This is a genomic window from Fredinandcohnia quinoae, from assembly GCF_022427965.1.
GTDB lineage: Bacteria > Bacillota > Bacilli > Bacillales > Bacillaceae_L > Ferdinandcohnia > Ferdinandcohnia quinoae.
Window position 1 is genome coordinate 1 of the sequence record NZ_JAKTTI010000054.1, and the last position, 19615, is coordinate 19615.

16 protein-coding genes and 1 riboswitch are annotated in these 19615 nt (G+C 35.9%); of the genes, 10 read left to right on the top strand and 6 right to left on the bottom strand.

From position 1 onward, the window contains the following. The coding region (locus tag MJG50_RS20735; protein WP_431307311.1) for a BclA C-terminal domain-containing protein at window positions 1-648 on the top strand (648 nt) is incomplete at its 5' end. 74 nt (window positions 649-722) lie between these two features. On the opposite strand, the gene MJG50_RS20740 is transcribed toward MJG50_RS20735, so the two are convergent. Both MJG50_RS20740 and MJG50_RS20745 read right to left on the bottom strand, forming a co-directional pair. Then, window positions 723-2033 (bottom strand): nucleobase:cation symporter-2 family protein, encoded by a 1311-nt coding sequence (locus tag MJG50_RS20740; RefSeq protein ID WP_240257687.1) that lies wholly within the window; start codon window positions 2031-2033, stop codon window positions 723-725. Further along, window positions 2033-2623: a xanthine phosphoribosyltransferase gene (locus tag MJG50_RS20745; RefSeq protein WP_240257688.1), complete on the bottom strand. Its 591-nt coding sequence runs from the start codon at window positions 2621-2623 to the stop codon at window positions 2033-2035. The genes MJG50_RS20740 and MJG50_RS20745 overlap by 1 nt, the downstream gene beginning before the upstream one ends. A 146-nt stretch (window positions 2624-2769) precedes the next feature. Continuing rightward, a riboswitch (purine riboswitch) is annotated at window positions 2770-2871 on the bottom strand. Between the two features lie 375 nt (window positions 2872-3246). On the opposite strand from MJG50_RS20745, the gene MJG50_RS20750 reads away from it, so the two are divergent. Then, entirely contained in the window at window positions 3247-4125 is an 879-nt protein-coding gene (locus MJG50_RS20750) for a chemotaxis protein CheV (RefSeq protein ID WP_240257689.1), read from the top strand. 181 nt (window positions 4126-4306) lie between these two features. Here the strand turns inward: MJG50_RS20750 and MJG50_RS20755 are convergent, their stop codons facing one another. Beyond that, window positions 4307-5005 carry an EAL domain-containing protein gene (locus tag MJG50_RS20755; RefSeq protein WP_240257690.1) on the bottom strand — a complete coding sequence of 233 codons (699 nt, stop codon included), beginning with the start codon at window positions 5003-5005 and terminating at the stop codon, window positions 4307-4309. A gap of 537 nt (window positions 5006-5542) precedes the next feature. On the opposite strand from MJG50_RS20755, the gene MJG50_RS20760 reads away from it, so the two are divergent. Further along, complete coding sequence (locus MJG50_RS20760; protein ID WP_240257691.1) at window positions 5543-6007, top strand: chemotaxis protein CheX; 465 nt, start codon at window positions 5543-5545, stop codon at window positions 6005-6007. A gap of 83 nt (window positions 6008-6090) precedes the next feature. On the opposite strand, the gene MJG50_RS20765 is transcribed toward MJG50_RS20760, so the two are convergent. Together MJG50_RS20765 and MJG50_RS20770 are read right to left on the bottom strand one after the other, a co-directional pair. Continuing rightward, window positions 6091-6765 (bottom strand): RipA family octameric membrane protein, encoded by a 675-nt coding sequence (locus tag MJG50_RS20765; RefSeq protein WP_240257692.1) that lies wholly within the window; start codon window positions 6763-6765, stop codon window positions 6091-6093. A 93-nt stretch (window positions 6766-6858) separates the two neighbouring features. Next, entirely contained in the window at window positions 6859-7401 is a 543-nt protein-coding gene (locus tag MJG50_RS20770; protein ID WP_240257693.1) for a hypothetical protein, read from the bottom strand. Window positions 7402-8136: 735 nt separating this feature from the next. On the opposite strand from MJG50_RS20770, the gene MJG50_RS20775 reads away from it, so the two are divergent. After that, a complete protein-coding gene (locus MJG50_RS20775; protein ID WP_240257694.1) occupies window positions 8137-9105 on the top strand; it encodes a nuclease-related domain-containing protein in 969 nt (322 codons plus the stop codon). A gap of 379 nt (window positions 9106-9484) precedes the next feature. Here the strand turns inward: MJG50_RS20775 and tagU are convergent, their stop codons facing one another. Continuing rightward, entirely contained in the window at window positions 9485-10417 is a 933-nt protein-coding gene (gene tagU / locus MJG50_RS20780) for a polyisoprenyl-teichoic acid--peptidoglycan teichoic acid transferase TagU (protein ID WP_240257695.1), read from the bottom strand. Between the two features lie 405 nt (window positions 10418-10822). Between tagU and wecB the strand changes: the two genes are divergently transcribed. From wecB to MJG50_RS20810, 6 genes are all read left to right on the top strand, one after another. Beyond that, a complete protein-coding gene (wecB, locus tag MJG50_RS20785) occupies window positions 10823-11947 on the top strand; it encodes a non-hydrolyzing UDP-N-acetylglucosamine 2-epimerase (RefSeq protein WP_240257701.1) in 1125 nt (374 codons plus the stop codon). Window positions 11948-12108: 161 nt separating this feature from the next. Continuing rightward, window positions 12109-12504, top strand: coding sequence for a hypothetical protein (locus MJG50_RS20790; RefSeq protein WP_240257696.1), 396 nt, complete (start codon window positions 12109-12111; stop codon window positions 12502-12504). Window positions 12505-12642: 138 nt separating this feature from the next. Further along, window positions 12643-14145, top strand: coding sequence for an N-acetylmuramoyl-L-alanine amidase (locus MJG50_RS20795; RefSeq protein WP_240257697.1), 1503 nt, complete (start codon window positions 12643-12645; stop codon window positions 14143-14145). Between the two features lie 78 nt (window positions 14146-14223). Next, window positions 14224-16164, top strand: coding sequence for a S8 family serine peptidase (locus MJG50_RS20800; protein ID WP_240257698.1), 1941 nt, complete (start codon window positions 14224-14226; stop codon window positions 16162-16164). A gap of 195 nt (window positions 16165-16359) precedes the next feature. Next, window positions 16360-17376, top strand: a complete 1017-nt coding sequence (locus MJG50_RS20805) for a C40 family peptidase (protein ID WP_240257699.1) — start codon at window positions 16360-16362, stop codon at window positions 17374-17376. Between the two features lie 186 nt (window positions 17377-17562). Continuing rightward, the gene (locus tag MJG50_RS20810; protein ID WP_240257700.1) at window positions 17563-19536 is read left to right on the top strand and encodes an S-layer homology domain-containing protein; all 1974 of its coding nucleotides are present in this window, start codon (window positions 17563-17565) and stop codon (window positions 19534-19536) included. Window positions 19537-19615 lie beyond the last annotated feature (79 nt).

Sequence of the window (19615 nt, forward strand, 5' to 3'; positions counted from 1 at the left end):
CCAGGAGTAACGGGAGCACCAGGCCCAACAGGCGCACCAGGAGTAACAGGCGCACCAGGAGTAACGGGCGCACCAGGAGTAACGGGAGCACCAGGCCCAACAGGCGCACCAGGAGTAACAGGGGCACCAGGAGTAACCGGAGCACCAGGAGTAACGGGAGCACCAGGAGTAACCGGAGCACCAGGCCCAACGGGAGCATCAGGTCCAACAGGCGCACCAGGCCCAACAGGCCCAGGTGTAACTGAAAACTCAATGTTTGCAGCTAATACAACAGGTGGTATCATAAATGTAATTCTTGGTGGAACAGATGTACCACTTCCAGATATCCAAAATTTAGATGATTTTACGGTAGATGCTACTAATACTACATTTACGGTTCCTGCCACAGGCCGCTACTATATAAGCTATCAAATCAATACGACAGCAGCAGTATTAGCAGGATCAAGACTATTATTAAATGGCACAACACCAATTCCTGGATCTATCATTTCACCAGCCGTAGGTATTTCACAATACAATAATGATGTAATCGTTGACCTAACAGCAGGTGACACAATCACTCTCCAATTATTTGGATTAGCAGCAGTCGTAACTTTAGTTGGTGGCGGAGCAACGGGTGCAGCATTAACAATTATTAGGGTAGAATAGGTTTAAACAAAAAAATTTATAGAAAAAGGAGAGCAGTTCAGTCCCTGTTCTCCTTTTTCAATGAATTGCCCAAATCATGAAACCCTTTGTTCTTCCAATACAACTTCAGCGGAACCGACTCTTTTCGGTACGATATGGAAGACGATGTTCAAAATAATTGCTGTCAAACTACCGATGACAATTCCATTACTTGTTAAAATTTGAATACCTTCTGGTAGGTTTGCAAATAGATTTGGAACGGTTGTAATGCCGAGCCCCATTCCTACTGAGCACGCAATAATTAATAGATTTTCCTGTGAAGCAAATTCGACCTGGCTGAGCATTTTAATTCCAGCTGCAATTACCATCCCAAACATCGCAACCATCGCTCCGCCTAGTACTGGAGCAGGAATGATTGTAGTAAGAGCTCCAATCTTTGGGATAAAACCGATCAAGATTAAAATTGCCCCAGCAGTATAAATGACATTATGGCGTTTTACTCCTGATAATTGAACAAGTCCTACATTTTGAGAATATGTTGTATATGGAAAAGCATTGAATAATGCTCCTAAAATAGTTGCAACCCCTTCAGCACGGTATCCATTCGCTAAATCTTTGCCTGTTATTTTACGATTTGTAATATCCCCAAGTGCAAAGTAAACTCCTGAAGCTTCAACAAGACCAACAATTGAAACTAAAATCATCGTGATGATTGGAGAGAGTTCGAACGTAGGCATTCCGAAATAGAAAGGCTTTGCAAAATGAAGCCATGATGCGTCAGCAACTGCTGTGAAATTAACCATTCCCATAAAATAAGCAACGGTTGTTCCAATACCTAAACCTAGTAAAATAGCAATTGAACGAATAAATCCGGTTGCAAATCGATATAATGCGAGAATAAATAATAGCGTACCAAAGGCGAGTGAAATATTTGGAATCGATCCAAAATCAGCACTATCTTGTCCACCAGCAATATTATTCATCGCAACAGGTATTAACGTGATCCCGATGATGGTAACAACGGACCCAGTAACTACAGGTGGGAAAAACTTCACAAGCTTTCCAAAAACTGACGAAATCAAGACGATAAAGATACCTGCAGCTAAAATAGAGCCGTATATCGCGGAAACCCCGTATTTGCCACCTATCGCAATCATTGGTCCTACCGCAGTAAATGTACATCCAAGCACAACTGGTAAGCCAATTCCAAAGAATTTATTTTTCCAAACCTGTAAAATGGTTGCAATTCCAGACATTAAAATATCAATCGATACTAAATACGTGAGCTGCTCACCTGTTAATCCAATTGCTCCACCGACAATTAATGGAACAACAACTGCTCCTGCATACATTGCAAGTACATGCTGGATCCCTAATGAAGCGGTTTTGAACACATTATTCTCCATTATAAAACGACCTCCGCTTCATCTAAAAATGTAGCTTTACCATTTTCGAGAGATGCAATTTGTGCAAGTGATTCCACTTTGAATCCTTTATTGCGTAAAAGTTGTCCGCCATCTTGGAAAGACTTTTCAATCACGATACCAATCCCAGCAGTGTTTGCCCCTGATTTTTCCACGATTTCAGCTAATCCAAGAGCTGCTTGTCCATTTGCTAAAAAATCATCAATAATTAGAACATTGTCTGTAGGCTCAATAAATTTTTGCGAGACCGAGATTTCGTTCGTTTCGTTTTTAGTAAAAGAATGAACAGATGCAGTAAGCAAATCGTTAACCATTGTTAATGACTTTCTTTTTCGGGCAAAAACGACTGGTACATGTAGTTCAAGTGCTGCCATCAATCCTGGCGCAATTCCAGATGATTCGATTGTAAGCACTTTAGTAATTTTGTCATCTTTAAATCGTTGTGCAAATTCCTTCCCGATCTCCACCATTAACTCAGGATCAATTTGATGATTTAAAAAGGTATCCACCTTCAATACTTGATTTGAAAGAACTCTACCTTCCGTTTCAATTTTTCGCTTTAACAAATCCATTTCCTTCTCCTCCTCAGATGTCGAACACAGCTAGATTTTTATACAAAAAAGCCTGAAAATCATTGCACACCTCAATAAATGAGTGAGTCAATGACCTTCAGGCTATGTTTACTAGAAGGAAAAAGAATAAACATCTAAAACTAGATGCATTCTCATTGCTCACCCATAGTCAGTGTATTTACGGTACACCGGTAGAAACTTGCAGGCCATATTCCCGCGATTATATGAGTGAATGCACGTATAAAAATGTATGTATTGAATTATAAAACCAAATCCCACTTTTGTAAATAGGAAAACCCGTGCTCTAAAACAGATATAAAAAATCCCCACCTATTAAAAGGTGGGGGTAGGAATTTGGTGAGTGGGATAAGCCACGAAAATCACTCACCAACCTAAAACTTATCGCACTATATGTATTCGCCACTTATTAACCTCTTTGAGGGGGTATTATAATTACCAGTTTTTGGACATTTGCTAAGGGAAACGTATGATATTTCAATTGTTAAAAGAGCTACTCGATAAGTAAATTTTCCCAAGAATTGCAACAGGAAGCGACACGGTATAAAATATAGAATAGCTATAAATAGAGATTAATATGTTGACATGGGAAAGGGAGCTCACAGATGAATCAAAACAACATCTTGCTTGAAAGTGGTACAAATGAATTAGAAATCGTTGAATTTAGTGTTGGGAATAGTCAGTTTGGAATTAATGTGATAAAGGTGAGGGAGATCATTGTCTCACAGCCTGTTTATACGATTCCACATTCACACCCGTATCTTGAGGGGGTCACCCAATTACGTGGTGAAGTTCTACCAGTTATTGATTTAGCTGCAGCACTTAATTTGCAACGCACAAATAATGCTGATAATGATAAATTTATCGTTACCGAATTTAATAAAATGAAGGTCATTTTTCATGTTCATGATGTTTCACTCATCCGCCGTATTTCTTGGGGGGATATTGAGAAGCCGACCACTCTTCATAATTCTGAAGAATATAGTGTAACAGGTGTAATCAAGCTTGAATCACATATGATTTTACTTCTTGATTTTGAGAAAATAATCGTTGATATCAGCCCGAAATCAGGATTATACGAGTCCAAAATGGATTTTAAAAAACGTGAAGAGAGCAATAAAAAGATTGTTATTGCCGAGGATTCACTTTTAATTCAGAAACTATTAAAGGATACATTGGTACAAGCGGGATACACAAATGTAACCTTCTTCTCAAATGGTAAAGAGGCACTTGACTTCTTTGAGGAAAAAGAAAATATCGAAGTTGATCTAGTCATTACAGATATTGAAATGCCTCAAATGGATGGGCACCATTTTACAAAACGTCTAAAAGAATCCGACCGATTCAAAGATATACCAGTTGTCATTTTCTCTTCATTAATTACAGATGATTTGAGATATAAAGGGGAAATGGTTGGCGCAGATGCTCAAGTCAGCAAGCCTGAGCTCAGTGAACTAGTAGAAATAATTGATCGCCTCGCTTAAGGTGAGGGTTAAAAAGGAGAGTTGATGCACTCTCCTTTTTAAATTTGCATTTTTAATTTTAAAAGAGTTAATTAACAAGTATGATTAACTTAGCTACAACAATTTTCAGTTTGGGTCTCTAGATAATTGAATTTTTCAACCTTTCTGTATTACCTTTGGGGATGGACCTACTTTCCTTATTTTATAATTGTTTTGGCTTCGAAAAATAGTAACCCTGTAATAAAGGTATTCCTAATTGTTTCGCAAGTATATATTCTTTTTCTTCTTCAATTCCTTCTAATACAACCTTTGCTTCACCTGTAATCATAGAAAGTAAGAATGAGATTTCCGCTTGGCTTTTTGGTAAATCTCTTGAATAAGATTGGTCAATTTTTATAAAGTTAGGTTGAATTTCTTTTATTCTTTGCATCCAAAAATCTGTAATAACAAGATCATCTATTGCAATTTTCAAATTTATTGATTTCAATTCTTGAATAGTCATCAGGAATTCATAGCAAAGCCAATAGTCTTTTTCACATTCGGCTTCGTTTAGTTCAAATACAATTTTATCTTGTAAAAATGGTCTTTGTATAATGAAAGATTTAATAAACTGGATAAATTTGGGATTGATAAAAGTTGAAGGAAAAACATTCACAAAAAGTAAATGGTTCCTAAGGAACTTTATTGGAAAATTATTAATCGCATTTTTAATTGCTGTAATATCAATTTCGTATAATATGTCCTTATCTCTTGCGTATTGAAATAGATCTGTGGGGTTTACTCTAGGTGTAGTTCGAATAAATGCTTCGTAAGCTTCTGGGCAACTTGTCTCAGTACTTACAATTGGTTGAAACTCGTTAAAAAACAACTGCTCATCGATGATTTTTTCTAAACTAGTCATTTTCTGCTACTGACATCTCCCTGTATTTACTAAAAACATGGTACAAAAGTAATTCTTTACCAAACGAAATAATTATAACACCTACTCGAAATACATCAAGCACTTTTACTAATATTACGAAAGTCAGAATTTTACAATAAAAAATGTCTTGTAATGTCGAAAAATGTCCATTATTATTATATAATAATAAAGAACTACAAAATTCCCTGAAAAAGGCAACGTAACTGAAAGGCTGGAATGCAAAGATCGCCTATTTACCAAAAGATGAGATTTCATTATACCTTTATTTACCTGGATTTCTAAATGTTTGAGTAGTGACTTAAATGCATAAAGAGTATAGAATTTTAGTTAAGGTTCTAATTCCGGTTGAATAAAGATAAAGCCTCAGGTAGGTATCTCGATTTTCCTTAGGTTTTTCGAGCAAGCTCGAAAAAATCGGACGTAAATACGTCAAGGTGTATTTGATGATGTGAACTTTTCATTTTGGCTATTCTTAAATTAAGAATGGCCATTTTATCTAATTAGGAGGTGAAACACTTGGGTCTATCAGTTAATAACAGAAACCAAACTATAATGGAATTACTAAATGGTACATTTCAAGCAATCGGGGAAGTTGTACCAATTAAACATCGGATTGATAAGCCCAGATTGTTAGGAGATGCCTTGAATATCCAATTCGGTGTACTTATTGGATTTATCGGTGATATAAGGGGGAAGTTAGTGATCAATGGCGATGTACCAGTGTTCGGCTCAATTGGTGAAGCGATGTTCGGCATGGCTGTTGAGGGTGAAATGCTTTCTTCATTCACAGGTGAGCTTGGTAATATGATTGCCGGTAGGCTTTCAACAAATATCTCTGAGAATGGCATTAAAACAGATATTACCTCTCCAACAGTTATGAAGGGGGATACTACACTTTCTGGTTTTGAAAAAGCCCTTGCCGTAACAATTGACTTTCAAAATACCGGGAATATGAGTATTTATCTTTTATTAGATAAGTAGATTACATTCATAATAGATGATATAAAATTTGATAATCATACTGAAAGCACCTGGCAGAATATGGTCGGGTGCTTTTCGATGGATTACTCCAAAAATCTATTCCGAGTAATAAAAATATTACTCCTCGATTTATCTTTCTCAATATTTGGAGTGGAGCGTCCAAATATTAAGATACTTAATACAAATAAAATGGTCATTCCACAAAAAACGATCACAAAAATATAATCGGGTATGTCAATAAATCCAATAATCGAATTACTAGAATTCAGTAAAAATATAATCCAGATGAGGCATAGAAAAAGGCTTAATATTTGATTGACCCGTGATACTGAAAAAGGATATTCTGAATAAATATGTCTCATTTTAGCATGCTTCATATTAATAGATGTTTTATACAATGGACCGATGACATCGTCCTCCAACATATCGACATGCCGCTCCCAATTATTTTGCCAAAACTTACTGCCCCTATTCACCACGTACCAACCAAAGGTAAAAACAAATCCTAAGCAACTAACTATGAGTAGTGCATGATCCTTTGTGATCCCTTCGAATTTTTCACCTTCTGCTGAAAGAATTGCAAAATAACCGGCAAATGCAACAGCGATAAATGCCCAAAAATAAGTAGCTCTCTTCCAATATAATTCTATCTCAAATTTTCGAATATCTAGAGCGTAATCCAATGCTTTTTGTTTATCAGGAAACGCACGATCATAAAGTTCTTTCGAAATAATTTTTTCTTTATATTTTCTCCGCATATCATCACCGACCTACTATGACATTCTATCTCCTTAGTATGTCGATTAATCTACTAATTGTAAAGGATAAAAGGCGGTGAGTCGGAAGTTAATCTATTTATGATTCAAATCCTCGAACATTTTCTTGATTTGTTCCTTTTTACTTTTTTCATAATTTGTTTTGAATTCGATGGCTTCATCAGTAGAATAGCCGGCTGTAGTTAATTCATCCTCTAGTTGCCGATATAAACTGTTAAATGCTTCATCTGTCTTCTTCTCTAAAGTTCTAAGCTCATTTATCAAAGATGTAAAACTTGATAAACCGAGTGTCTTTTCTTCACTTTGTGAATTATTTCCTAGTGCATCTTGAACAATTTTGTTGAATGTTGCTTTCGTTTCTTCCTCAAGCTCATCAAATTGTGGTCGATAGGTGGATTTTAATTCCTGAAGAGTAATTTGTGCTGTAGCAGTAACTGTAACTGCTGCATTATTCTCTCCTTCGAAAAATTGAGAGACATCCGCAAGTTTCAAAGCTGCGATATTTAATTGTTTCGAGGGTACATCATTGACAACTCTAGCTAGTTCTATTTTCAGATTATAAATGTAAATAAATAGGGCCAATTCAAAAATAATCCCGATTAGTAATATCTTTTTCACAGTACCATACCTCCTCGCTCTATTCTTGACAGAGAAGGGAGGAGATAAACTTGGAAATGTAATTCTCATAGCAGCCGTATATTTATATAGGAAGAAACAATTAATAAAAATTATGAGCAAATAAAAAATAGTGCATAGTCTCTTTTGTGTGCTCACCGGCATATTTTATAGTGAAGGAAAGTAAAATGGTAACGGAAAATAAACCCTAGCACCGTCGATTTATACTTAAAATCGAAGGGAGAATAATGGATGAAAAAGATAATTTACAGAATAAAATACATATGGCACAGTTTTCAATTTAATAAAACCCGTACATTGTTAAGAGATTGTATCAGTGAAGAAATCAAGTCAGATTTAAAGTCAAAAATGGATTATCATGAACGGGCAGCCACCCATTACATAGTGAAAAAGTAGATGCATGTGAAACCTCCACCAGATGGTTGGTGGGGTGGGTTGATTTCCATATTCTAGTGTGCTTGGCCGGATTATTTGGAATACCCGCCGGATTCTTTGCATTTCCGGCCGGATTAGAGCACCAGACACGATCATGATCGCAAATCCCTCTGAAACTAAGTACCTACCCACACAAAAGAAACCGCTCGAACGCACAAATTTATACTCGGACTCGTGTATCTCCCTATAAAAGAAACAAATCCGACAAATTTTTATAAAATAGAAGGATAACGTAGAAGTTTATCGAATACATTCCCTATCAAAGAATAGGAGTTGAAATATTTGATTAAAAAAGAACGAACAAGGCCATTAATCATTGATTGTTTAGAAGCACTGATATCAAGATTACCCTCGAATCATCCAAAAATACCTTTACTTGAAAGTGATTTGACAAAGTATAAAAAGGGGCATCGCGGTGAGAAGGCAAATGATTATTATTTAAACCTGCTGCCGAAGAAGGATTACTACATCTTTCATGGGCTAAGGCTTCCGGATGGAGAAAATTTCTTTCAAATTGATACCCTCATTGCAACCCCATATTTTATCCTCATTTCAGAAGTGAAAAATATTTCTGGTACCCTTACATTTGAAGTTGATTCTAAACAAATGATAAGAAAACTTAATGAAGAAGAAGAAGGAATGTTAAATCCTATTTTGCAGGTTGAAAGACACAAGCTCCAATTAATGCGATTTTTTCAACTATATAAAATCCCCAAGATCCCGATTGAATCTTTGGTCATAATTAGTGACCCCAGAACTATAACAAAAGCTTCGAATCCAAGCGTTTATAAAAAAGTAAAACAAAGCGCAGATATTCCTTTTATTATCGAAAAATTATCCCAAAAATATTCAAAAGTTTGCCTCTCACCAAAGGATCTTAATAGAATGACCAAGCAGTTAATCAAGAGCCACACAGTCAAAATCCCAGAAGTTTTAAAGAAGTATTCAATTGAAGTATCTGAAATTTTAACAGGAGTACAATGCTTAGAATGTGGTTCACTTCCAATGGAGAGAGTTGAAGGAAAATGGTTCTGTAGACAATGTGGAGCAAAATCACGGCACGCCCATGTTAAAGCTATTAGGGAATATGCTCTTATATTTGGCCAGTCGATTACCAATAAGCAACTACGCAACTTTTTACATACACCTTCAAGTTCAATATCAAAGAAAATATTGACTTCGATGAACCTTGAGTATCATGGGACAACGAAGGATCGAGTATATATGATCCCATTAAATGAAGGTATTTAGTGTGAAGTGGCATTTACTATAAGGTTGGAAATTCAGATTTCAAAGTATCAGGGGTAACCGATTCAAATAGTTAGCCCTTTGTTCGATTTGTTTCCATATATTAGTGTGCTTGGCCGGATTACTTGGAAAACCCGCCGGATAATTTGCATTTCCAGCCGAATAAAGTTGAAAACTGGCAGCAAAGTGGCGCAAACCCGCCGGATTAATGAGAAAAACGGCCCGATTAGAGCACCTAGCACACGAATAGAAGCGCAAATACACTGAATCAGAGAGCCGATCCACAAAAAGTAGTCAAATCCACTAGATTAGAGTGTCCACTCGCTAACAGTAGTGCCAAATCTTAATTGGATACGCAATCCACTCGAAATTACCATCTGATCTAGCGCTTTGTAACATTTCCACTAATTTGTAAGTGTTTTTTTAGCTTTGTTGAGAGTGCAGTTCGCTCTTCATCGGGTACAATGTAATAATAAATTCCATCAATTTTTGTGCCGCTTCCTTTTATTTGAGTTTGCTCAAGGTTGAAGCGCGCATCTTTATAATTTTTTTGAATGTCAACCATTTCATCAAAGGTCATATTTGTGCGAATGTTTTCTCCAATAACAGCAAGTATGTCATCAAACTTAGTAAGAGATGAGAAACTTGCACCTTTGTCAATAACAGCTTTAATAATTTGTCTTTGTCGATTTTGACGTCCGAAGTCACCATTTGGGTCCTCGTAACGCATACGTGAATAAGCAAGTGCTTCCTGACCATCTAGTGTTAATTGGCCTTTATCGAAGGTATAGCCACCATAATTAAAAGCAAAGCCATTCTCTACAGTGACACCACCAACTGCATTGACAATATCTCTAAAGCTCTCCATATTAACTTGAATAAAATAGTCAATCGGAATATCAAGAAAATTCTCCACTGTATGTATCGCCATTTCAGGTCCACCAAATGCATAAGCATGATTGATTTTATCCTCTTTGCCTTTACCGATTATTTCAGTTCTAGTATCACGTGGGATACTTACCATTTGAGTCGATTTTTTAGTTGGATTTACCGTTAGAACAATCATTGTATCAGAGCGACCTTTGTCACCTTCGCGCTCATCGACACCTAATAGTAAAACAGAAATAGGGTCTTGCTTTTTAAATTCGACTGCATCCGTGCGCTTCTCTGATTTCTCGCGATCAATTGGCTTGTGCATAGAAGCTACTGTTTTTTCCACTGTACTATATAGTGAATATGCATAAGCCCCAATCCCAATTAATAAAACACCGACAATACTTAAAATCGTGATGAGCCATTTCTTCTTAGTACTCACAATTCAATTCTCCCTTTGTATGAAAATGTTGAAACAATGTTAGATCATATCCTTTTAAATAATAAAAAAACACAAGAATATTTAATGCGATATTAATTAGGTACTTACCCAAAAAAATCAGATGGAAAAATCTTAGATGTACTCTTTATTATACTCAAATTTCCTTCCCAAATTAGTATTTCATGCTTTTCTATTACAATTTCCGAGGAAATATTACATAAATTATCCAAGTGTGAAAAAAACATTGTTTTTTGTTGTATAATGATAGTTAATTAGCTGTGTTTGAGTGTGAAATAATTGGATAATAGTTCCATAGAGAGTAAAAATTTTACCTTATGTGTTGTTTATATTAAGATGGAAGAAAGAAAATAAATAATGTAGGTGAAAAAATTGACAATAAAAGTAATGACGATTTTTGGAACTAGACCAGAAGCGATTAAAATGGCACCGCTTGTACTAGAATTAGAAAAGCATAAAGACGAAATAGAGTCCATTGTGACTGTTACTGCTCAACACAGAGAGATGCTTGATCAAGTGTTAGAAGTTTTTAATATTACGCCTGATTACGATTTGAATGTGATGAAGGATCGTCAAACCTTAACAAGCATTACAACGCTTGCATTAGAAGGATTAGATCTAACAATGAAAGAGGTTAAGCCCGATATTGTACTTGTACATGGAGACACAACAACGACATTTGTTGCGAGTTTGGCTGCATTGTATAACCAAATCGCGGTTGGTCATGTTGAAGCAGGCTTACGTACTTGGAATAAGTACTCACCATTCCCAGAAGAGATGAACCGTCAAATGACAGGTGTAATTGCAGATTTGCATTTTTCGCCAACGAAAAAATCATATCATAACCTAATCAATGAAAATAAATCTGAAGACACAATTTTCATTACGGGAAATACGGCAATTGATGCACTAAAAACAACCGTTACTGAAACTTATTCCCATGAAGTATTAGATAAAATCGGATCTGATCGTTTAATCTTAGTAACAGCACACCGCCGTGAAAACCTCGGTGAACCAATGAGAAATATGTTCAAGGCAATTAAGAGAATTGTCGATGAGCATAAAGATGTACAAGTTGTCTATCCAGTTCACTTAAATCCAGTTGTAAGGGAATTAGCTGATGAAATATTAGGAAATGACGACCGGATTCAGCTTATTGAACCACTTGGTGTGTTGGATTTTCATAATTTTGCAGCGAGAGCTTACATGATTCTTACCGATTCTGGTGGTGTTCAAGAAGAAGCACCATCTTTAGGTGTTCCAGTTCTTGTGCTTCGAGATACAACTGAACGACCTGAAGGTATTGAAGCAGGAACATTGAAGTTGGCTGGTACAGACGAGCAAACAATTTATGACATGGCGTATGAACTTTTAAATAATCCTGCTGAGTATGAAAAAATGTCGAAGGCTTCAAATCCTTATGGAGATGGTAAGGCATCTGCAAGAATAGTTCAAGCAATCCTATATTATTTTAATAAAACTAAGGAAACGCTTGATACGTTTGAAGGTTGAAAAAAATGCACCCTTTAAAAGAGGGTGTGCATTTTTTTGTCTATGAATTGGAATTATTTATATGAGAACTGTAGACCCTATTAATAAGAAGTTTGTCATATTATGTATTGTTGTGGTAACATACTTAATTAGACGAATAAGTTTGGAGGTACTTTTGTTAAATGTTGAAAAATCTTCCACACGGTGTAAAAATTAGCATATCCCGTTCGATTACTACTGCTTTTGAGCAGTATATGAAAGCAATTGAATGGAATGAAGATAAATATAATTTAGAAGTATTTATGAAAGAATGGCAAAACTATGCTGGAAAAAACTCATCTTGGTTAGAGCAAATTGATGATTCGGTAAAGAATGATTCAACTTTTCATCAAGAATTAGCGGATAAAATTAATCAATCCATAAAAAAGGTTTTAACCGAAGAACCGAAAGAAGAACAGATTCAAGAGATTGAACGCCTTACAAAAAAACTGAACATAGTTGAAATGGAATATTCCTGTAGAGCGGAAGCAAATTATGTAATCGATATGCTGACAAAAAAAGTGAATAATAATAAATAGAACTAAACTCCTCATGAACTTTAGAGGAGTTTTATTATTTATAAGTAAGAAACTATGAAACTACTCAATTCGACGGTTTCCGATACTATTTTCTAATGGTAGAATAGAGAGAGAAACTTTTAGAAAGGAAGATGATGATTGAAAAGGTCGATTCTTGTAACAAATCTTTGTGTCATTTTTCTATTATTTTCGAGTGTATTTGTATATGCCGAAAATAATACAGGTGCAGAGGATCCAAATACAACGAGGACAGAAAACATTGCTTCAGTGGCTAATACGAATCCAGGTCTGTTGCAAGACCAACCGTTGGAGCAATTATTTTTTGATGTACCAGCATCACATCGAGCAATTAAAGAAATTAATTATTTAGCCACCGGCAAAATTGTTAGTGGTTCAACTGATGGTTACTTTTCACCTGACCGACATGTAACTAGGGCAGAAGCAGCAGCAATGTTTGGAAGATCTCTAGAATTCAATGGTACAAATACAGTAACCAATTTTCCTGATGTTGGCCAATCGAACTTTGCTTCGGGTTACATACAAGCTGCTAGTGATAAAAAAATAATTAGCGGGTATGGTGATGGTACATTTAAGCCTGATAAAATTGTAACTAGGGGAGAAATGGCCTTACTTATTTGCCGTGCCTTTGGATACGATGTGACAAATACACAAGCATCCATCAAAATTTTAATGTCAAAAGGAATTGCACAAGGAATGGTGGATGGAACTTTTGGTGAGACACTTCCACTAAAAAGGTCGGATTTTTCAGTATTTCTAGCAAGATCCATTAATCCAACCTTCATTCATAACTATCAATCTACTGGAACCAAAAATGCCATAATTAAAAAAGAAGGTCTTGAGGTTCATGATGGTCCACTACTTAGTTATGGAGTTATCTCTACTTTGGTTAATGGAGAAGAGGTAGAAGTTTTAAATGAATTTGGTAACTGGGCAATGATCAAATCCCAAACTACCGAAGGCTTTGTACAAAAGGAATATCTTGAGTTTACCTCTGATCCAGGTACAACACCTAACCCAAATGATGTATATGAATATTTAAAATCACAAACAATTGTAATTGACGCGGGACATGGTGGACACGATCCAGGTTCTAGCGGATACAATGTTCAGGAAAAAGCAGTAACACTTGATGTTGCATTAAAAGTGCAATCATATTTTGCGGCAAATTCACCTTTTAATATTAAACTCACTAGAGAAGATGGTAAGTTCCTAGAATTAAGTGAGCGTGTTGCATTAGCGAAAAAGTGGAATGGTAATGTGTTTGTAAGTATTCATACGAATGCAGTTAATGGCAAAGTTAGTGGGACAGAGACTTTTTACTATAGTAGAGCAACGAATCCACATGTTGAACAAAGTAGACTGTTAGCTGAATGTATTCAAAAAAGAATGATCGAAGCTTGGAAATTAAATGATCGTGGAGTTAAAAAAGGAAATCTACATGTTCTCCGTGAGAATTCAATGCCAGCAGCTTTGGTAGAGTTAGCATTTATTGATCATAAAGGAGATAATAAACTGCTAACCTCAGAATCTTCGAAGGATTTAGCTGCTAAGGCAATCTATAACGGAATTCTCGATTACTATAAAGCAAATGGAATAAATGTTTCAGCTTTTTACAAATAGGTTTTGGTTAAAATTACCGAAAATTAGTAGAATACAAGCTAAATAGAATCTAGTATGATATGGAAGGAGGTATGAATGATGAAAAAATTACTTCGAATCGTTGTTATTCTATCAGTTATACTAGTTGCCCTTCCAAATAGGCCAATAGTAGCTGAGGACCTAATACAAGAAAAGGTAAACATCTTATTTGATCAAGAAATTGATTATGATTTAATAAAAAAAGTAGATGGAAAAGTTCTTTCAACTTTTAAAGCAATCCATGGTGTTTCTGTAAGTTTGCCAAAGGACCAAATTTCAATGCTGAAACAAAATCCAGCGGTCAAATCTGTTCAGCTTGATCATGAGGTTAGCATCGATCGTCAAATTACCGATTGGGGATTTGAAAAAACAAAAGCAGACGCTGCCCAGAAATCTGGTTTAACAGGGGCTGGTATTAAAATAGCAATACTTGATACAGGTATTGACTCTTCACATCCAGATTTGCAAATTACCAGTGGGAAATGTTTTATTTCTGAAGACTTGCACCAAAATGCATGTTCCTCTTATGCGGACAATAATGGTCATGGGACACATGTTGCTGGAATCATTGCAGCTCAAAATAATACAATTGGAACGATTGGTGTTGCACCGTCAGCTACTATATATGCTGTCAAGGTACTGAATAGTGAAGGAATTGGGACAACATCTTCAATTGTGGCAGGAATAGAATGGGCTATTAATAATAAGGTGGATATCATTAATTTAAGCTTAACAACACCAACCCCTGATAATGCAATGAAAGCAATGATTGACACTGCCTATAAAAAGGGAATTTTAGTTGTTGCGGCAGCTGGTAATAATGGCAATTCGCTCGGAAATACGAATACAGTCGAATATCCAGCGAAATATAGTAGTGTTATCGGTGTTGGTTCAATTAACCGAAATAAATTAAGAGTATCATCTTCAGCAACTGGAGCGGAAGTTGAAATAGTTGCTCCAGGTTATCAAATTTACAGTACGGTACCTGTGAGCACTGACCAAGATGGTAATCAAGATGGTTATTCATGGATGACGGGGACATCAATGGCAGCCCCTTTTATTAGTGGATTGTTAGCAACCTATAAAGAAAATTTCCCTGAAAAAACGAATTTAGAGTTAAGACAAATGCTAATTCAAAATGCGCTTGATCTAGGAAATCAAGGGAAAGATTCGTGGTATGGGTATGGCCTTGCACAGGCAATTCTAGCTTCCAGAGAAGCGAATATAGAATTTAATGCAAAGTTAGTATCTAGTTCTAATGGAGTTGTTTCGTTTGAACTACCACCATTAAATGACAATGTTGTATCATATAATGTTTATCGGAATGGTAAAATAATTCAATCGAATTTGACAGAAATAAGCTGGTTAGATTATGTACTAGCTGGAAGTTATAAATACCAGTTCTCGCAAAATCTAAAGGACGGACAGGAGTCTGGACTATCAGCTCCATATAATGTCCAAGTCAAAGAGCCAAACTTTAAGGATCTACCAAATGAAAATTGGCATGCTCCGTATATCGCATATTTGACTTCTGAATCAATCTTATCAGGATTTGAAGATCAGACGATTCATCCGAATGAATTAGTATCAAGAGCTCAAGCAATTTCAATGATTGGTAGGGCTCTAGGTCTAGATGGAACGAAGAGAGCAACAGTATTTTCAGATGTAGCTCCAAGTAGTTTTGCATCTGGTTATATTGAATCAGCTTACAAAGGTAAGATAATCAATGGATTTTCTGATGGCACGATTCGTCCTAATCAGCCAGTAACAAGAGCGGAAATGGCTATTATGCTTGCAAATGCCTATTCACTAGTTGATCAAGGGAATCTATCATTCTCCGATGTAACATCAAATGTAACAGGACATGAAGCAATTCGCAAAATTGCAACTGCTGCTATAACACAAGGGTACGCAGACGGAACCTTCAAACCATATCAATATATGACAAGAGCAGACTTTTCTGTGTTTGTCGCAAGAGCTGAAAATCCATATTTTCGTTAAAAAATGCCTGTTATGTCTAAGATGACATAGCGGGCTTTTTTTTGTATAGGTCTAAGAACTAGTATTCGAGTAGGCCATTTGTAATATAACCGTAATATAAAATGTCCAGAAAATTTGATAGAATATGTATATTAGGTACCATCATTCGATAATTAAACTAGTAATTATATAAAATGCGTCAAAGATTTCGGAGGTATGATTTTGAAGAAACTTATTTCTACTATTCTAGCAATAACGATTATCTTTTCATTAATTCCACTATCTAATGCCTCAGCTGCTGAGCGTAATAATGTAGTGGCAATTGCTAAAAAGTATTTAGAAGTTCCTTACAAATTCGGAGGAACAACACCAAGTGGGTTTGATTGTTCTGGCTTTGCATTATATGTATTTAATCAGGTGGGTATCTCATTACCAAGAACATCTGAAAGCCAATACCAAGCGGGAACTACGGTTTCAAGGTCTAATTTACAACTAGGTGACATGGTGTTTTTTGAGGATACTTATAAATCTGGAATTTCCCATTCAGGAATATACATAGGGAATAATCAATTTATTAGTGCAACATCTAGTAGAGGAATTGCAATTGATTCTTTAAGTAGCTCTTATTGGGGACCGAAATTCGTTGCTGGAAAAAGATTTATTGAAGAAAAGGTTTTACCAGAATTACCGGCAGGACAATTTCATGATGTAGCAAGTGGGCATTTAGCCTATGAAGCGATTCGTGAGTTAAGTGGGAAAAATATTATCAGTGGTTTTCACAATTCATATTTTAAACCAGCCGATCCTGTTACAAGAGGACAAGCTGCAGCTATTTTGAATCGAGTTCTAAATTTACCTTCAAAAGATTCAACAGATTTCTCTGATGTTTCTACAAGTATGACTTTCGGTAAAGATATTATTGCTGTTCAAGCAGCTGGAATTATTAGTGGCTATAAAGATGGAACCTTCCGTCCAAATTCAAATATGACTCGTGCAGAGATGGCCATTATTTTACAACGAGCATTTGGTTTGAATCAATTAACACATCTACAAACAGCTAGTACGCCATATAGTGATGTCAATTCTGATTACTGGGCATATGATGCGATTCTACAGTTAAATAGTATTGATCAAACAAAAGTATTTAAAACATCTACATTTAACGCATCTTCACAAGCAACAAGAGCAGATTATGCAGCAGCAATATATAGTGCAACATTAGTAGGTAATTAATATTTTTCACTTAAGGAGAAATCCTTAAGTGTTTTTTTATTTTCAAACGATACACCTAACAAATCTCATACAAATATTTCCTATGATTTTTTTGCGATTATAGGTAGATTAATAGTCGATTTTTGATAGAATGAGAGAAGATATGTAATAAATTGATGATAATGTACTTTTTCTAGGAGAGGGGAAATGAATTTGAAGAAGTTTTTTGTCATATTAGTTGCACTCTTAACTTTGACTGCTTATACACAAACAGCAAGTGCATCTAGTACAAAAGATGACATTACAGGAATTGCTCTTGAAAAAGAAATGAGAGCGATGATTGACGCTGGTGTTATTAGTGGATATGGACCAGGATTATATAAACCAAATGAGTCTGTATCGCGTATCCAATTTGCAGCATTTATTGCTCGAGCATTAGATTTACCAGCGAGTTCACCATCTACACCTTTTAGTGATGTTCCGGCTGGTAAAACATTGGCTGAACATGTATACAGTGCTAATAATGCTGGTATTGTAGCCGGGTATACTGATAATACATTCAGACCAAATGCAAATATTACGAGAGAACAAATGGCTGCGATGATCGATAGAGCAATTAAATATTCTGGTGTTGCTTTGCCTGACGCACCATTAAATTTCACTGATGCATCATCGATTAGTCCAAACTTCAAACAAGCTGTGGCTAATAATGCACAATCAGGAATTATCAAAGGTTCGTCAAATGGTAATGGCACATACAAATTTATTCCGAAAGCAAATGCTTCCCGGGCAGAAGCAGCTGCGTTCATTAGTAGAATGCTAGATTTGCTAGAGAAAAATGACGGTGGAACGACACCGGAAGTACCAAATCCAGAAAACCCAACACCACCAAGTGGTTATAAATTAGGCTATGTATCAGGCAATCAAATTGCTTATGATTCTAAGAGTTATTCTTCCTTTGATGAAGCAAATAATGCATTAACAGCATCAAAACCATTTATTACTCTTAATGGAAAAGTTGTCAAAATGAAATCGGGAATCGTTTATGCAAAGCCTTCAGCAGGGAACGCTACAACACTCATTTATGATTCAACTCTACGTACACAGCTTACGTACGTATCAAAGAATACTGAAATGAGATATATAGATGCTGACCAGGATAAAGTACAGGTTCAGATTTCTGATGTAATTGGTTATGTAAAACAGTCAGAGGTTGAAATGAAACCATTACAAATTGTTGAAAAGCGTTCTTACTACAAAAACGTTAACGGAGAACTTTATCACTATCTATATAGTGGTGGCTCATATAATTATGGAATTGCACCGTCCTTTTTACAGCCTGGTCAGGAATACTATAGCTGGGATGGCGATACATTCATGAATTCGAGCGGTACAACAGTGGGACAAGCCCATCAATACTTCAACTATTTACCGTTACGTACAAAGACAAATTACAGTGAAGAAGAATTAAATAGTTATATTACGTCTATTTTAACTGAAAGACAGGCATTATATACAAGCAATCCTTCATTATATGCAAGATATAAGGATGCGACGACTAAAAGTAAAATCATTGGTTTAGGTACGTATGCGAAGGAAGCTGAACAAAAGTATAAAATCAATGCATTATTCATTATTTCGATTGCAATGCATGAAAGTGATTTCGGAATGAGTACGTATGCTCAAACGAAGAATAATCTATTTGGAATTAAAGCATATGATAGTAATCCAGATAATGCAGATAGCTTTGCTTCACCGAATGCTTCAGTCGATGCACTGGCAAACGATTATTTAAATAAAAATTATATTAACCCTCTTGGAGCTTACCCTAACGGAGCTATCACAGGTAATAAAGATACAGGTCTAAATGTGAAGTATGCGTCAGATCCTTACTGGGGACAAAAAATAGCTGGTTACATGTTCCGAGTAGATAAATTCCTTGGTAAAAAGGATATTAACCAATACAAAATTGGAATTTCAAACACAGCGGGCTTGAACGTTAGAAGCACTGCTGAAGTATCAAGCGGAAATCTACAATACACTTATAAAAAGGCAGGAATGCCGGTTGTGATTCTAGATAATGCAACATCAGGCTGGTACAAAATTCTATCAGATCATCTTACGTATGATGAAGCATATGTATCTTCTCAATATGTAGATGAATTGGTTATAGCAAAATAATAAAAAGCCCCTCAAATTGAGGGGCTCAGACTGTAGACAAACTCGAAGATTTTCGAGTTTGCCTACAGTTTTTTTTCAT

Coding starts and splice junctions, on each gene's coding strand:
- MJG50_RS20740 (WP_240257687.1), bottom strand. CDS start 2,033: ATGGAGAATAATGTGTTCAAAACCGCTTCATTAGGGATCCAGCATGTA.
- MJG50_RS20745 (WP_240257688.1), bottom strand. CDS start 2,623: ATGGATTTGTTAAAGCGAAAAATTGAAACGGAAGGTAGAGTTCTTTCA.
- MJG50_RS20750 (WP_240257689.1), top strand. CDS start 3,247: ATGAATCAAAACAACATCTTGCTTGAAAGTGGTACAAATGAATTAGAA.
- MJG50_RS20755 (WP_240257690.1), bottom strand. CDS start 5,005: ATGACTAGTTTAGAAAAAATCATCGATGAGCAGTTGTTTTTTAACGAG.
- MJG50_RS20765 (WP_240257692.1), bottom strand. CDS start 6,765: ATGCGGAGAAAATATAAAGAAAAAATTATTTCGAAAGAACTTTATGAT.
- wecB (WP_240257701.1), top strand. CDS start 10,823: ATGACGATTTTTGGAACTAGACCAGAAGCGATTAAAATGGCACCGCTT.
- MJG50_RS20790 (WP_240257696.1), top strand. CDS start 12,109: ATGTTGAAAAATCTTCCACACGGTGTAAAAATTAGCATATCCCGTTCG.
- MJG50_RS20800 (WP_240257698.1), top strand. CDS start 14,224: ATGAAAAAATTACTTCGAATCGTTGTTATTCTATCAGTTATACTAGTT.
- MJG50_RS20805 (WP_240257699.1), top strand. CDS start 16,360: ATGATTTTGAAGAAACTTATTTCTACTATTCTAGCAATAACGATTATC.
- MJG50_RS20810 (WP_240257700.1), top strand. CDS start 17,563: ATGAATTTGAAGAAGTTTTTTGTCATATTAGTTGCACTCTTAACTTTG.